At 65.5% G+C, this 15,677-nt stretch carries 13 protein-coding genes; 5 read left to right on the forward strand and 8 right to left on the reverse strand.

Features of this window, described 5'->3' with window-relative positions:
* Nucleotides 1–202: 202 nt before the first annotated feature.
* The 4 genes from BMX85_RS01315 (at nt 203) to BMX85_RS01330 (ending at nt 6,224) form a co-directional block, all read left to right on the forward strand.
* On the forward strand, nt 203–874 hold the full coding sequence (locus BMX85_RS01315) for a flagellar brake protein (RefSeq protein ID WP_090313890.1): 672 nt from the start codon (nt 203–205) through the stop codon (nt 872–874).
* A 175-nt stretch (nt 875–1,049) separates the two neighbouring features.
* Nucleotides 1,050–4,469, forward strand: coding sequence for a hybrid sensor histidine kinase/response regulator (locus BMX85_RS01320; RefSeq protein WP_090313892.1), 3,420 nt, complete (start codon nt 1,050–1,052; stop codon nt 4,467–4,469).
* Nucleotides 4,453–5,391 carry a response regulator transcription factor gene (locus BMX85_RS01325; protein WP_090313894.1) on the forward strand — a complete coding sequence of 313 codons (939 nt, stop codon included), beginning with the start codon at nt 4,453–4,455 and terminating at the stop codon, nt 5,389–5,391. Before BMX85_RS01320 ends, BMX85_RS01325 begins: the two co-directional genes overlap by 17 nt.
* An 86-nt stretch (nt 5,392–5,477) precedes the next feature.
* Complete coding sequence (locus tag BMX85_RS01330; RefSeq protein WP_143067876.1) at nt 5,478–6,224, forward strand: hypothetical protein; 747 nt, start codon at nt 5,478–5,480, stop codon at nt 6,222–6,224.
* 7 nt (nt 6,225–6,231) lie between these two features.
* On the opposite strand, the gene BMX85_RS01335 is transcribed toward BMX85_RS01330, so the two are convergent.
* The 4 genes from BMX85_RS01335 to BMX85_RS01350 are packed head-to-tail and all read right to left on the reverse strand — an operon-like array spanning nt 6,232 to nt 10,371.
* Nucleotides 6,232–6,561, reverse strand: coding sequence for a hypothetical protein (locus BMX85_RS01335; RefSeq protein ID WP_090313896.1), 330 nt, complete (start codon nt 6,559–6,561; stop codon nt 6,232–6,234).
* Between the two features lie 2 nt (nt 6,562–6,563).
* Nucleotides 6,564–9,119, reverse strand: coding sequence for a cytochrome c oxidase subunit I (gene ctaD, locus BMX85_RS01340; protein ID WP_090313897.1), 2,556 nt, complete (start codon nt 9,117–9,119; stop codon nt 6,564–6,566).
* Nucleotides 9,116–10,075 (reverse strand): cytochrome c oxidase subunit II, encoded by a 960-nt coding sequence (locus BMX85_RS01345; protein WP_229210230.1) that lies wholly within the window; start codon nt 10,073–10,075, stop codon nt 9,116–9,118. The genes ctaD and BMX85_RS01345 overlap by 4 nt, the downstream gene beginning before the upstream one ends.
* A gap of 8 nt (nt 10,076–10,083) precedes the next feature.
* Nucleotides 10,084–10,371, reverse strand: a complete 288-nt coding sequence (locus BMX85_RS01350; RefSeq protein ID WP_090315124.1) for a c-type cytochrome — start codon at nt 10,369–10,371, stop codon at nt 10,084–10,086.
* A 231-nt stretch (nt 10,372–10,602) separates the two neighbouring features.
* Here BMX85_RS01350 and BMX85_RS01355 point away from each other — a divergent pair, with 231 nt between their 5' ends.
* Nucleotides 10,603–11,484 carry a c-type cytochrome gene (locus tag BMX85_RS01355; protein ID WP_090313899.1) on the forward strand — a complete coding sequence of 294 codons (882 nt, stop codon included), beginning with the start codon at nt 10,603–10,605 and terminating at the stop codon, nt 11,482–11,484.
* A 14-nt stretch (nt 11,485–11,498) separates the two neighbouring features.
* On the opposite strand, the gene urtE is transcribed toward BMX85_RS01355, so the two are convergent.
* The 4 genes from urtE to urtB are packed head-to-tail and all read right to left on the reverse strand — an operon-like array spanning nt 11,499 to nt 15,662.
* On the reverse strand, nt 11,499–12,197 hold the full coding sequence (urtE, locus tag BMX85_RS01360; protein WP_090313900.1) for an urea ABC transporter ATP-binding subunit UrtE: 699 nt from the start codon (nt 12,195–12,197) through the stop codon (nt 11,499–11,501).
* Nucleotides 12,198–12,202: 5 nt separating this feature from the next.
* Entirely contained in the window at nt 12,203–13,000 is a 798-nt protein-coding gene (gene urtD / locus BMX85_RS01365) for an urea ABC transporter ATP-binding protein UrtD (RefSeq protein WP_090313901.1), read from the reverse strand.
* A complete protein-coding gene (gene urtC / locus BMX85_RS01370; protein WP_090313902.1) occupies nt 12,997–14,100 on the reverse strand; it encodes an urea ABC transporter permease subunit UrtC in 1,104 nt (367 codons plus the stop codon). The genes urtD and urtC overlap by 4 nt, the downstream gene beginning before the upstream one ends.
* Entirely contained in the window at nt 14,097–15,662 is a 1,566-nt protein-coding gene (gene urtB, locus BMX85_RS01375) for an urea ABC transporter permease subunit UrtB (RefSeq protein ID WP_177196665.1), read from the reverse strand. Before urtB ends, urtC begins: the two co-directional genes overlap by 4 nt.
* Between the last annotated feature and the right edge of the window lie 15 nt (nt 15,663–15,677).

The following is a 15,677-nucleotide window of genomic DNA, read 5'->3' on the forward strand; positions in this document are numbered from 1 at the left end:
AATATTCTCGCTGGTTATTGCTATTTAGCAAGCCAAGCGCGCGAATAACTTGTAAACTGTTCGAACCGACCTCGCATTGCTGAAGTCATAATCAAAGAGATATGCCGTCGTGAACGATCCCATACCAAACGAAATTCGCCGCGGCCCGCCCAGCCTAAAAGACGCTGTGGAGCCAATACCGGCGGGTTCGAAGCCGCATGACATGACCGATGAGCATGACATCGGCGACTCGCTGACCCTGCTTGCCGACAATGGCGACCCGGTCTCGATCTACCCCGCCAGCACCAGCAACGTGGTGATGGCGCGCATCCGCTCGGTGGACCCGGAAAATCCCCGCTTCGTGCTCGAACTGAACGAGGGCGAGTTCCTGCCGCCCGGCGAGGCGACCTTTGTCGCCTGGCTGCGTTCGGCCAAGATCCAGTTCAACCTGACATCCGACGACTGGGCCAGCCTGCCCGGCACGCCGACGCTGATCCCGCTGGGCTTCCCGCTCAAGTGCCTGGTGCTGAACCGGCGCGCCTCGACCCGGCTCGAAACGCCGCTGGGCATCTACTACATGGCCTCGTTCGTACTGAACGGCAAACCATACGAATTGCAGCTGTACGATTTCTCGTCCGGCGGCGTCGGCATGCGCGCGCCGCCGCGCGACTGCGTCGGCCTGCACGTGGGGCGCAAGCTGCAGCGCGTGCGGCTGGAACTGGGCCCCGAATCGGTCATGATCGCCGACCTCGAGGTGCGCCTGTCGCGCACCTTCCGCTCCTTCCTGCTGGGCGAACAGGTGCAGATCGGTTGCCAGTTCACCAATCTGTCGCCGGCCATGAGGGACGAGCTGACCCGCCTGCTCGACAAGCTCAACAGCGCTCGCCACCGTTGACCCCTCCCGTTTAGCACCATCATGGTGCGGCCTGTGCCGGCCGCACCGCGATGGGGCGCGGCGTCCGCCAGCGTCCGCTCCCAGCCTTGTCATTCCCCGGGTTCGCGTGCATTTATCGGCATATTTCTTGCTTGAAAGTCAGGAGAACATAACGATAAGCTAGAACAGGGAGCACATGAGCACCACTGCGGCCGAGACCGAACCGCCCCAGCGCATCGTCAAGATCCGGCGCGACTACAACACTTGGGTGGCCAACGAGACGATCGAGGATTACGCGCTGCGCTACACGCCGCGCTCGTTCCGCAAATGGTCGGTGTTCCGCGTCTCGAACACGGCCTTCGGCGCCATCTCCTTTCTGGTGCTCGAAGCGATCGGCGGCACCATCACCGTCAACTACGGCTTCATCAACGCGCTGTGGGCCATCATGGCCGTCGGCCTGATCATCTTCCTCACCGGCCTGCCGATCAGCTACTACGCCGCCACCTACGGCGTCGACATGGACCTGCTCACGCGCGGCGCCGGCTTCGGCTACATCGGCTCGACCATCTCGTCCTTCGTCTACGCCTCGTTCACGTTCATCCTGTTCGCGCTGGAGGCGGCCATCATGGCCTACGCGCTGGAACTGTATTTCGGCCTGCCGCTTTACCTGGGCTACATGGTCAGCGCGCTGGCCGTCATCCCGCTGGTGACGCACGGCGTGACCCTGATCAGCCGCATCCAGATGATCACCCAGCCCGTGTGGCTGGTGCTGATGGCGCTGCCCTTCGTCGCCATCCTGCACAAGCAGCCGGAATTGCTGCCGCAACTGATGGACTACGCCGGCCGCTCCGGCCAGAACGGCCAGTTCAACGTGCTGATGTTCGGCGCCGCCACCGCCGTCGGCGTGGCGCTGATCACGCAGATCGGCGAACAGGTTGACTTCCTGCGCTTCATGCCGCCCAAGACGGCGGAGAACCGCGTGCGCTGGCACCTGGGCGTGTTGGTCGCGGGACCGGGCTGGATCTTGCTGGGCATCGTCAAGATGTTGGGCGGCGCGCTGCTGGCATTCCTCGCCATCAGCAGCGCCGTGCCGCTCGACCTGGCGGTCAACCCGACGCATATGTACCTGGCCGGCTACGGCCAGGTGTTCGCCGATGCGCGCTGGGCGCTGCTGGCCACCGCGCTGCTGGTGGTGGTCTCGCAGGTCAAGATCAACATGACCAACGCCTACGCCGGCTCGCTGGCGTGGTCGAACTTCTTCGCGCGCCTGACGCACAGCCATCCCGGCCGCGTGGTGTGGGCCGTGTTCAACGCACTGATCGCCGTGCTGCTGATGGAGCTCGACGTGTTCCAGGCGCTCGACCAGGTGCTCGGGCTGTACTCGTGCATCGCGATCTCGTGGATCACGGCGGTGGTGGCCGACCTGGTGGTCAACAAGCCGCTGGGCCTGAGCCCCAAGGGCATCGAGTTCCGCCGCGCCTACCTGTACGACATCAATCCGGTCGGCGTCGGTGCGATGGTGCTGGCGTCGGCGCTGTCGGTGGCCGCCTTCATGGGCGTGTTCGGCCACCAGGCGCAGGCCTTCTCCGCCTTCATCGCGCTGCTGACGGCGCTGGTGGTCTCGCCGCTGATCGCCATCGCCACCAACGGCAAGTACTACATCGCCCGCCAGCCGGGCGTGGTGCAGAAGACTTGCGTGATCTGCGAGAAGGAATACGAGGCCGAAGACATGGCGCATTGCCCGGCCTACCAGGGCTCGATCTGCTCGTTGTGCTGCTGCCTGGACGCGCGCTGCAACGACGTCTGCAAGCCGCACGCGAAGGTGTCGGCGCAGTGGCAGCAGGCGATGCGGGCGATCCTGCCCAAATCGCTGTGGCGCTATCTGGGCAGCGGCCTGGGACACTACCTGCTGCTGATGATCGTCACGGTGCTGTTCCTCGGCGCCCTGCTCGGATTGATCTACTACCACGAGCAATCGGTGCTGCCGGCCGGCGACGCCGCGCTGCTGCCGCAACTGCGGCTGGTGTTCTTCAAGATCTTCGCCGCGCTCCTGATCACCAGCGGCATCGTCGCCTGGTGGCTGGTGCTCACCAGCGAAAGCCGCCGCGTGGCGCAGGAGGAATCGAACCGGCAAACCGGCCTGCTGACGCGCGAGATCGAACTGCACAGCCAGACCGACGCCCAGCTCCAGCAGGCCAAGAAGACCGCCGACCTGGCCAACCAGGCCAAGAGCCGCTATATCGCCGGCATCAGCCACGAGATCCGCACGCCGCTCAATTCCATCCTCGGCTACGCCCAGCTGCTCGACAACGACCCGTCGATTCCCGAGCACCGCCAGCAGGCCATCCGCGTGATCCGCAGCAGCGGCGAGCACCTGCTGTCGCTGATCGAGGGCACGCTCGATATCGCCCGCATCGAGGGCGGCAAGCTGACCTTCGACACCAAGGAGATCAACTTCCCCGACTTCATCGGGCAGCTGGTGCGCATGTTCGAACTGCAGGCGGCCAACAAGGGCCTGACCTTCCGCTACGAGTTGACCGGCGCGCTGCCGCGCATCGTGCGCGCCGACCGCAAACGCCTGGGCCAGATCCTCATCAACATCCTCGGCAACGCCGTCAAGTTCACCAGCGAGGGCGGCGTCGTGCTGCGGCTGAAGTACGCGCGCGAGATCGCCTCCTTCGAGATCGAGGACTCCGGCCCCGGCATCCTGCAGGAGGAACTGGACCACATCTTCGAACCGTTCACGCGCGGCAGCGCCAGCGCGCACGCCAACGCCAGCGGCACCGGCCTCGGTCTGCCGATCAGCAAAATGCTGACGCAGCTGATGGGCGGCGAAATGAAGATCCGCAGCGCGCCGCTACAGGGCAGCTTGTTCCACATCCGCCTGTTCCTGCCCAGCGTGCACGTCACCGGCAAGGAGCTCAGGGAGCTGGAGGCGCCGGCGCAGCAGCGCACCGGCTATCGCGGCGCACGCCGGCGCATCCTGGTTGTCGACAACGAACGGGTCGACCGCGAACTGCTGCTCAACATCCTGGCGCCGCTCGGTTTCGAGATCGCGCAGGCCGCGTCGGGCCTCGAATGCCTCGACCTGCACGCCGCGTTCCGGCCGGACCTGATTTTGATGGACCTCGCCATGCCCGGGATGGACGGCTGGGAGGCCAGCTACATCCTGCGTCGCCGCCAGTTGTCGCCGGTGCCGATCGCCATCGTCTCCGCCAACGCCTTCGACAAGGGCATGGAGAACGCCGCCGGCATCAAGGCGGAAGACTTCATCATCAAGCCGGTCAACGTCGGCGAGCTGCTGGACTGGATCGGCCGCAAACTCGCGCTGGAATGGATTACTCAGCCGCGCGCGGAAGCGATCAGCAGCGAGGTGCCGGCCGCCGCGGGCGCCGAGGCCATGGCGCTGCCGCCGGCCGCGCAAATGACGGCGCTGGAGGAACTGATACGCATCGGCTACGTGCGCGGCATCCAGTCCAAACTCGACGAGATCGACGCGCTCAACGCGCACTACTCCCGCTTCACCCACGCCATGCGCGATTTCGCCAAGCGCTTCCAGCTTGATGCGATGGCCGACTTTGTCCGAAAGAATAAGAGCGATGAACTTCAACATTGAACCCGCGCGCGGCAACCTGGTGCTGGTGGTCGACGACGTCCCGGAGAACCTCGCCGTGCTGCACGACGCGCTCGACGAATCGGGCTTCACGGTGCTGGTTGCGAACAACGGCGAGGTCGCGTTGCAGCGCGCCGCCGAGGCGCAGCCGGACATCATCCTGCTCGACGCCATCATGCCCGGCATGGACGGTTTCGAAGCGTGCCGCAGGCTCAAGGCCAATCTGGCCACGCGCCATATTCCGGTGGTGTTCATGACCGGCCTGACGGAGGCCGAGCACGTGGTGGCCGCCTTCGAGGCGGGCGGCAACGACTACGTCACCAAGCCGCTGCGCACCGGCGAGGTGCTGGCGAGGATCGCCGCCCACATGCAGACGGCGCGCCTGATGGACCAGGCCCGCAGCGCGCTCGACGCCTTCGGCAACGCCGTCATCGCGATGTCGCCGCGCGACGGCAAGATCGTCTGGCAAACGCCGCTGGCGCGCACCTTGATGCAGGGGTATCTGGTCGACTCGGAACTGACCGACTGGCTGGCGGCGACGCAGACCGCGCACAGCCAGGGCCAATCGCATCCGCCTTTAACCTTGGCGCGCGGCAGCCGCCGGCTGATTTTCTCGGCGGCGGAATTCAGCGAGGACGAACAATGGATGATTGTGCTGCGCGAGGAATCGGACGCCGTCCAGATCGAAAAGCTGATGGCAGCCTTCAAACTGACGCAGCGCGAATCCGAGGTGCTCAATTGGCTCATCAAGGGCAAGACCAACCGCGACATCGGCGAGATCCTCGGCACCAGCCCGCGCACGATCAACAAACACCTCGAGCACGTGTTCGTGAAGCTCGGCGTCGAGACGCGCACCTCGGCAGCGGCGGTCGCCATGACCAAACTGCGCGGCGGCGGCCGCAAGGAAGAGCTGGAGCGCTCCTGACCGACGCGGTTGATGAGCAAGCGCAAGCAAGGCACCCAGGCGGGTGATAATCTAGCACTCCCTCCCCATTGCATAGGCCCCGTGCCATGAAAGTCGCCCGTCTCGCCATTTTGGCAGCGCTTTGCCTGTCCATCAGTCATGCCGTGGAGACCCGACCGCGCCCGGTCGAGGCCTTCATCTCGCCACCGCAGTTATTCCCGAGCGAGGGAAGCCCGCGCGCGCCCTACGCGCCATTGCCCGCCTTTGACCGCCCATCCGGAAAAACAATCGGACAAGTAGTCGCGGACCTGTCGCCATGCCCGGCTGGCGACGACGGCTATGCCTGCGGCGCGCCGCGCGCCTGGTATTTGAAGCTGGCGGGTGGACGCCGCATCGAGCTTTACCACCAAATGGTGGGCTACGATCAGGAGTCGCTGGTGACGTACCGGCCGGTGCTGCGCCTGTCGGGCAAGGCATGGTCGGAAGTCGAATACGAGGACGGCAAATTCTGGATACAAACGCCATCGCGAGAAACCGACGACTATGAGTCGCTGGCGAATTGGGCCGAGGATCTAGACACTTGGTGCAGCCACCCGGGCAAGTGCGCGGCGCTGCCTACAACCATGCGCAAAGAAATCGAACGCGTGGTCGCCGGGAAGTACGAACTTGAATCGATCAGCCAGCAACCCTACCGCATCGACGGCATCGTCAAGCAAGGCTCCCGACGTTACTACAAAGTCACGCTATATAAACCCGTTCGCGGCGCTGGACCGGCGCTGCCGAAAGCCGGCTATATTCCGACACGCCGCAAGGATGGCAGCCATGTGGGGCAGTTTTCGCCCAAAGGATGCTAGCGGCGTTTCAAGGGCCGGTGCACCTCGCCAGCATCAATATCGGTACGCAAGTCCACACGACGGCGGTTAGCGCCAGCGCGGCCGACGCGAAGTGGACCCAGACGATCAAGGGTACCGGTTGCGGCGCGCGGCACAGCCGGCGCAGCGAATGCGCCAGCAGCAGCGCCGCCGCGCTCACCGCCAACACCGACACCACGCCCAGCACCAAGGCTGGATCGCCGTTGCGCTGGCAAGCCGCCGCCGTCCACGCATAACAAAAAAAGAAGTGGGCGGCCCAAACCAGCAGCGGGGCCACCGTCAGCGTCATTTTGCGTAACAGCATGTCTTGAGTGCGCATGGTCACCCCATCACTTTAGGAAGCCATTGCACAGCCGCCGCGATGACTAGACCTTGCAGCGTGGCGTAATGCCATACCAGTGCACAGTTGTCCAAGGTGGCACGACTGGCCGGCGCCACCCTGCCGGTCCACGAGCGGGCCAGCAGATAAAACGCCAGGATGAACAACAATACCGCGTGCAGCCCCTGATAGGCCAGCATCGCCGCCACGGTCGCACCCCATGCGTGGGCTGTGGGATCGAGTCCCGCCAGCGCCTGTCCGCGCAGATCGAGTCCGAAGGAGCCGAGCATGCACGCCAACGCCAGCGCGATCGCCAGCCGCTGCCAACCCTGCCCCCGGCGTGGCGCCCTGTTAGCCTTACTGACCTCGGCCGGCGCGACGGCGCAGGTGCGCCGTGTCCATTCGATCAGCATCGACCCGGCCAGCAGCAGGCCGCACGACAGCAACTGCCAAACCGCTTCGGGCAAGCGGCTTCCGGGCGGCGGGCACACTTCCAGCCGCATCGATATGTGAATATGTGCGAACAGGAAGGCGGCGAAGATGGTGCCGTCCACCACCAGCATGATGACGGTGCCCCACCATGAATGCGAGGCCGTGCCCGTGACGCCGACCGGCAACGACACGTCATCCGACACCTTGGCCGTGCGCTGCACCGGCGGCTTGTCGGACTGCCACATCCACGCCAGCACCGAGGCCACCGCGACGATGCCACAGGCCCACGCGACCAGGGTCATTTTGATCGTCAACAGCAGGAAGAAGCCGGCCGTGCCGACGGCGGCCGCGAACGGCCACCAGCTGTCGCCCGGGAGCACAAGTAAATACAGCGGGCGCGCCCGCACCGGGCTGGTGACGATGGACTCGCGCCGTCCGGTCGCGGTGCCCGGCAGCCAGTGCGCGCCCTCTTCCACCTCTTGCGCCAGTTGCGGCCTGTCCCACAACGGCTCGCGCGACTCCACTTGCGGAATGCTGCGTGTGGCGTAATCGTCGGCCGGCAGCCATTCGAGCGTGGAGGCGTTCCACGGATTGCCATGCTCGCGCTCCGGCTGGCGCAAGGTGCGCACCGCGTCGACGATGAACACCAGCACGCCCAGCGCCAGGGCGAAGGCGCCGATGCTGGATAAAAGGTTCAGGAGGTCCCATCCCATTTCGGGCGAGTAGGTGTACACCCGGCGCGGCATGCCGAGCAAACCGGTGATATGCATCGGGAAGAACGCCAGGTTCATCCCGCCGAACATCAGCCCGAACACCCAGCGCGCGACCGGCTCCGACATGCGGTTGCCGTTCACCAGCGGCATCCAGTAATACAGTGCCGCGAACATCGGGAACACCAGCCCGCCGATCAGCACATAGTGCAGGTGGGCGACGATGAAGTAGGTGTCGTGCACCTGCCAGTCGAACGGCAGCACGGCCACCATCACGCCGGTCAGGCCGCCCAGCACGAAGATGAACATGAAGCCGAGCAGGAACAGGGTCGGGGCGTTGATGCGCACCTGCCCGCGCCATAAGGTGGCGATCCACGCGAACACCTGCACGCCGGTCGGTATCGCCACCGCCATGCTGGCCGCCGACACCAGGCTCGTTTCCAGCAGCCCCAGACCCGCCGTGAACATATGGTGCGCCCACAGCGCGAAACTGAAGAAGCCCACGGCCACCAGCGCCGCGACGATCGAGCGGTGCCCGACCAGCGGCGTGCCGGCCAGCGCCGGTATCATCGTCGAGACCATGCCGGCCGCCGGCAGGAAAATAATATACACCTCGGGGTGGCCGAAGAACCAGAACAGGTGCTGCCACAGCAGCGGGTCGCCGCCGCGCGCGGGAATGAAGAACGGCCAGTCGTAGGCGCGCTCCAGTTCCAGCAAGGTGGTGCCGGCGATCACCGCCGGGAACGCGAACACGATCATCACGCCCACCACCAGCATGGCCCACGCGTACACCGGCATGCGGCCCAGGGTCATGCCCGGCGCGCGCGTGAACAGGATGCCGACAATCAGCTCGATGGCGCCGGCGATCGCCGAGATCTCGATAAAGCCTATGCCCAGCAGCCAGAAATCGGCGTTCAGGCCGGGTGAGTATTCCTTACCCGTCAGCGGCGGATACATGAACCAGCCGCCGTCCGGCGCCAGCCCCCAGAACAGGCTGGTGAAAAAACCGAGGCCGCCCACCGCGTAGGCCCAGAAGGCGTAGGCCGACAGGCGCGGAAACGGCAGGTCGCGCGCGCCGAGCATACCGGGCAACAGGAACACCGCGATCGCCTCGACCACCGGAATGGCGAACAGGAACATCATCACGGTGCCGTGCATGGTGAACACCTGGTTGTAGGTGCCGGCGCTGAGCAGCGCGTTCTCCGGCACCGCCAGCTGCGCCCGGATCATCAGACCCAGAATGCCGGCCAGGATGAAGAACAGCAGCGCGGTGCCGATGTACAGCAGCCCGATATTGGTGTTGTTGACGGATGTTAGAAAGGCCAGCCCGCGCGGCGTGCGCCAGACGCGTTCAAGTTGTTCAAGCTCGCCCGCCGGCCGTGGCAGCGAGCTTGGAAGGTCATGTACCGCCGTCATTTGAGCTGCTCCAGGTAAGCGGCCAGCGCGCGCAGGGTGGCGCCGTCCATGTCGGCGCTGGCGGGCATGCGCACGCCGGGCTTGGCGACATGCGGATCGGCGATCCACGCCACCAGCGCGCCCTGCCCGTTGCGCAAGGTGCCGGCGCCCAGATACAGGCGGCTGCCGACGTGCGTCAGGTCGGGACCCAAGGCGGCGCCGCCGTTGTCCGTCGGCGTGTTAGCGCCTGGTCGCGTGCGTATCGTATGGCAGGCGGCGCAACGTTGTTCGTCGAATGCGCGCCGTCCGCGTTCGACCTCGACTCCCTGCACCATGACGCCCGCAGGCCGCGCCTGCGCCGCCAGCCAGGCGAGAAATTCAGCCGGCGATTGCGCCACCACGTGCAAGGCCATGCGCGCGTGCTGCTCGCCGCAGTATTCGGCGCACTGTGCGCGGTACACGCCGGCGCGGTCGGCCTGCAACGTCATGCCGTGCACGCGGCCCGGCACCATGTCCACCTTGCCCGCCAACGCCGGCACCCAGAAGCTGTGGATCACGTCGGCGCTGCTCAGGCCCAGGTAAACGGGCTGGCCGAGCGGCACGCGGATCTCGTTGGCCAGCACGATATCCTCGCCGCCGGCGGGGTCGGTGTAGCGCACCTCCCACCACCACATGCGCGCGATCACCGATATCTTGATCGCGTGCTGCGACGTCGGTTTGCTTAACTGCGCGCTGCGCCACGTGCCGAACACCAGCAATGCCGACAGCAGCACCAGCGGCAGCAGCACGCCGCCGCCGATGATCCAGACCATCGGCCGCACCGGTCGCCCGCCGCGAAGGCTCATCGCGCACAGGACCATCACGCCGATGAACAGCAGCGTGCCGCCGATGAACAACACCCAGGTCAGTTGCGCGATGACGGCCGCATCCGGCCCGGCCGGGTGCAGCGCCGATTGCAGCCAGGCGGCGGGACTCATGGCCGCACTCATGGCAGCGCGTACAGGAAGGCGGCCATGTCGCGGGCGTCGGCTTCCGACACGCCCATGGCGGGCATCGCGGTGCCGGGCTTCATGGACGCGGGATCGACGATCCAGCGCGCCAGCGCATCGGGACGATTGGGAATCTGGCCGGCGATATAGCTGCGCCGGCCATAGCTTTCCAGCGCCGGGCCAAGGGTGCCGCGCGCCGCCGCCACCTCCGGGATCTGATGGCAGGACCCGCACTGGTACTGCGCCAGCAGCAGCTTGCCGCGCCCGACGTCGGCGCCTGGCACGGGCGCACGCGCCTGCTCGCCCGTAGGCGCACGCGCCTGCTCGCCCGAATCGCAAGCCGCCAGCAAGGCCACCAAGGCCGGTAGGGAAAGGTGAAGGATGCGCACGATTGGAAGCAGCTCAAGCCTGTCGAATGGCTATAATACAAGAAACATATCATTCCGCTATTTTCAACAGAACACCAGCCGGCGCGGGCCTGTCGGCCCGTTCAGCGAAGGGCCCGCACGATGACGATGCACCGCCGACGACTCGTTTTGATCACGGTCGCCGCCACGCTGGCGACGCTCGGGACGCTGGGCGCCGCGATCGGCGCGGTGATTTTTTTCGGCGGCTATTACGACATCTCCTCGACCAAACTCCATTTCCAGCCGGTGCACACGGTGCTCGAGCAGGGCATGCGCGAATCGGTGCGGCACTACGCGCGCGACGTCCGGACGCCGGCGTTCGTGGCGCAGGCCAAGGCGCGGGCGGTAGCGGACGGCGGCGTCGCCTCGTCGCCGGCCTTGCTGCGCGGGGCCGGACTGTATCGGGACAATTGCGTGGTGTGCCATGGCGCGCCCGGCGTGGCGCAGCACGATATCGGAAAGAGCATGCAGCCGGTGCCGGGGCCGTTGGCCGACGCCTCGCGCCGCTGGCTTCCCAACGAGCTGTACTGGATCACCCGCCACGGCATCAAGATGAGTGGCATGCCGGCGTGGGAGTTCCATCTCGCCGACGAGGATTTGTGGGCGGTGGTCGGCTTTCTGGTCGCGCTGCCGGAACTGTCGCCGCAGGCGTATGCGGCGGTCACCAAACAAGCCGGCCCGCAGCCGCGCGCGCCACGGCCGGAGCGCGCCCACGCCGACGCCGTGCGCGGACGGCTGGCGCTGAGCCAGTATGCGTGCAACGCCTGCCATGTGATTCCCGGCGTGACCGGACCGGATACGTTCGTCGGTCCGCCGCTCAAGGACCTGGCAGCGCGCAAATACATCGCCGGGCACCTGCCCAACAGCGCCGCCAACCTGGCGCGCTGGATACGCGATCCGCGCCAGATCAATCCGCAAACAGCGATGCCGGCAATGGACGTCACCGAATCGGACGCGCGCGACATGGCCGCATATTTACTGTCCAAGTAGCTGGCAACTAACGGCTACACCGCCAGATGCCGCTTGACGTCCGGATCGTTCATCGTCGCCTGCGCGCCGGAGGCCACCACCTCGCCGCGCGACAGCACCATGAACTGGTCCGCCAATTCGTGCGCGAAATCGAAATACTGCTCGCACAGCAGAATCGCCATGTCGCCACGCTGGCGCAATAAGCGGATGACATTGCCGATGTCCTTGATGATGGACGGCTGGATACCCTCCGTCGGCTCATCCAGGATGATCAACTTCGGCTCCGCCAACAACGCGCGCGCGATCGCCAGTTGCTGCTGCTGGCCGCCGGACAGGTCGCCGCCGCGCCGGTGCAGCATATCCTTCAGCACCGGGAACAGCTCATACACCTCGCCCTTGATGATGCCGGCCTTCTTGCCGCTATGCGTGGCAAGCCCCATCAGCAGGTTCTCTTCCACCGTCAGGCGCGCGAAAATCTCGCGTCCCTGCGGCACGTAGGCGATGCCCGCCCTCGCGCGCTGGTGCGGCGCCATACGCGTGATGTCGCGTCCCTCCAGCTTGACGCTCCCCGCCGACACCGGCAACACGCCCATCAGGCACTTCAACAGCGTGGTCTTGCCCACGCCGTTGCGGCCCAACAGCGCCATGCACTTGCCGCGCTCCAGCTCCAGCGACACGCCCCGCAAGGTATGCGAGGACCCGTAGTACTGATTGATTTTTTCAACTTGCAGCATATTCTTCAGCGTCCCAGATAGACTTCGATCACCCGCTCGTCGGACTGCACCTGCGCCATCGTCCCCTGCGCCAGCACCGAACCCTCGTGCAGCACCGTCACCACGCCCTGCTGCGCGATCTCCGTCACGAACGCCATGTCGTGTTCGACCACCATGATCGAATGCTTGCCGCGTAATTCGTTCAACAGTTCGGCCGTGCGCGCCGTCTCGGCGTCGGACATGCCGGCCACCGGCTCGTCGAGCAAAATCAGCTGCGGCTCCTGCATCAGCAGCATGCCGATCTCCAGCCATTGCTTCTGCCCGTGCGACAGCAGGCCGGCCAGCCGCCTCTCGCTGCCGTTCAGGCGTATCAGCTTGAGGATCTCGTCGATCTTGCCGCGCTGCTCGGAATTCAGCCGCGCGAACAGGGTTGGCCGCACGCGCTTGTCGGTCTTCATCGCCAGCTCCAGGTTCTCGAACACCGTATGCTGCTCGAAGATGGTCGGACGCTGGAACTTGCGGCCGATGCCGGCGTGGGCGATCTGATACTCGGTCATGCGGCTCAAGTCCATGGTCTGGCCGAAGTAGGCGGTGCCCGACGTCGGCCGCGTCTTGCCGGTGATGACGTCCATCATCGTCGTCTTGCCGGCGCCGTTGGGCCCGATGATGCACCGCAGCTCGCCGACCGAGATATCCAGGCTCAGTTTATTGAGCGCCCGGAAGCCGTCGAACGACACCGTGATCTCCTCCAGGTACAGGATCGCGCCGTGCGTCGTATCCAGTCCCTGCCCTGCAACGCGGTCATAGCTCTCGTTTCCGCTCATGCCGCCTCCTCGTGCGCCTTGTCCCGGCCATTGCCCCAACGCGCCGCCAGGCCGGCGATGCCCTGCGGCAGATAGCGCGTCACTAAAATGAATATCAATCCCAACGCGAACAGCCACAGGTCCGGAAAGGCGCCGGTGAACCAGCTCTTCAAACCATTGACCGAGAACGCGCCGATGATAGGACCGATCAGGGTTCCGCGCCCGCCGACGGCGGCCCAGATCACCATCTCGATCGAATTCGCCGGCGACATTTCGGACGGGTTGATGATGCCGACCTGCGGCACATACAGGGCGCCGGCGATCCCGCACAGCACCGCCGACAGCGTCCACACGAACAATTTGAACCACAGCGGGTTATAGCCGATGAACATCAACCGCGATTCCGAATCGCGCACGGCTTGAAGCACCCTTCCCAGCTTCGATTGCACGATCGCGCGGCACAGCAGCAGCGATCCGGCCAGCACCGCCAGGGTCACCAGATACAAGGTCGCCTTGGTGCCCGGCGCGCTGATCGAATAGCCGAGAATCCGTTTGAAGTCCGTGAAGCCGTTGTTACCGCCAAAGCCGGTGTCGTTACGGAAGAACAGCAGCATGAAGGCGTAGGTCATCGCCTGCGTGATGATCGAGAAGTACACGCCCTTGATGCGTGAGCGGAAGGCGAAGAAGCCGAACACGAAGGCCAGCACGCCGGGCACCAGCACCACCAGCGCCAGGCAGTACCAGAAGCTGTCGGTCGCGGTCCAGTACCACGGATAGGTTTTCCAATCGAGGAAGACCATGAAGTCCGGCAGATCGCTTTGGTACACGCCGTCCCTGCCGATGGCGCGCATCAGGTACATGCCGTGGGCGTAAGCGCCCAGCGCGAAGAATACGCCGTGGCCCAGCGACAGGATGCCGGCGTAACCCCACACCATGTCGAGCGCCAGCGCGGCCAGTGCGTAGCACATGAACTTTCCGATCAGGCTGACCATGTAGCTGGGCACGTGCAGCGCGTGGCCGTCCGGGAAAACCAGATTAAGCAACGGCAGCGCCGCCAGCACGACGCAGGTGGCGACGATGCCGCTCCAAGCCCGGCGCGAAAACAATGAGCTATGAATCATTCGGCACTCCTGCCTTTCATGGCGAACAGCCCCTGCGGCCGCTTCTGGATAAAGATAATGATGAAGATCAGGATGGCGATCTTGGCCAGCACCGCGCCGGCCACCGGTTCCAGGAATTTGTTGGCCTCACCGAGGCCGATGGCCGCGATGATCGTGCCGGCCAACTGGCCGACGCCGCCCAGCACCACCACCATGAACGAATCGACGATGTAGCCCTGGCCCAGGTCCGGTCCCACGTTACCCAACTGTGACAGCGCCACGCCACCCAGGCCGGCGATGCCGGAACCCAGGCCGAAGGTCATCATGTCGATCTTGGCGGTGGAGACGCCGACGCAGCCGGCCATGCGGCGGTTCTGCATCACGGCGCGCACGAACAGGCCCAGTCGCGTCTTGTTCAGGATCAGCCACACGCCCGCCACCACGATCATGGCGAAGACGATGATGGCGATGCGGTTGTACGCCAGCACCAGGTTGCCCAGCACCGTCACGCCGCCCGACATCCACGACGGATTGGCCACTTCGACGTTTTGAGCTCCGAAGATGGTGCGCACGCCCTGCATCAAAATCAGGCTGATGCCCCAGGTGGCCAGCAGCGTCTCCAGCGGACGGCCATAGAGCCAGCGGATCACCGTGCGTTCCATCGCCACGCCCACCGCCGCCGTAACGAGGAAGGCGGCCGGCAGCGCGGCGATCAGGTAGGCGTCCACCGCCGATGGAAAGTACTGGCGGAAGGCGGTCTGGCACAGATAGGTGGTGTAGGCGCCGATCATCAGCAGTTCGCCGTGCGCCATGTTGATGATGCCCATCAGGCCGAAAGTGATCGCCAGGCCCAGGGCCGTCAGCAGCAGCACGCTGCCCAGCGAGATGCCGTAGAAGACATTGCCGATGAATTCAGTGCGCGCCAGCCGGCTGTCGATGGCCGCCAGCGTGCGCGCGGCGGCCACGCGCACGCCTTCATCCGGTTCGGCCGGCGTGCCGTCGGCGTTTTTGTTCAGCATCGCCTGCAAGGTCGGGCGCAGGTTGGCGTTGCTGCTGTCGGCCAACGCCTCCACCGCCGCTTTGCGCTTGGCGGCGTCGGGCGATTGCAGGTTGGCGGTCGCCGCGACCAGTTGCAGCAGGGGGCGGATGTCGGCGTCGGTTTCCTTGGCCAGCGCCTTGTCGATCAGCGGCGCCTGCGCCAGGGTCACGCTTTTTTGCAGTTCGGTGACGGCCGCCAGGCGTTCGGTGCGGTCGGAGGAAAGGAGTTTAAGCGCCGACAACGCGTCGTCGATCGCGCCGCGCAGCCGGTTGTTGATCATCAGGCCATCGATCCCCTCGGGCAGCGGCCCGGTGGCGCCGGTGGCGGGGTTGTAGGCCTTGTCGTCGGTGACGATCAATACCTGGCCATCCGGCGCCGCGTAGGCGTCGCCGTTTTTCATCGCCATCAGCAGGCGGGTGGCGTCGTCACTGGCCAGGGCGCCGATCCGGCCGACCGCCTCGATGCGGGCGTCGGGGTCGTCGCCAGTCAAAGGCGCCAGCAAGGCGCTGTCGATGGCCGCCTGTGCCGCGCCGGCAAGCAGCATGGCGGCGATAAGCAG

Origin of the sequence: Duganella sp. CF517 (assembly GCF_900110275.1) — a bacterium.
Lineage (GTDB): Bacteria > Pseudomonadota > Gammaproteobacteria > Burkholderiales > Burkholderiaceae_D > Rugamonas.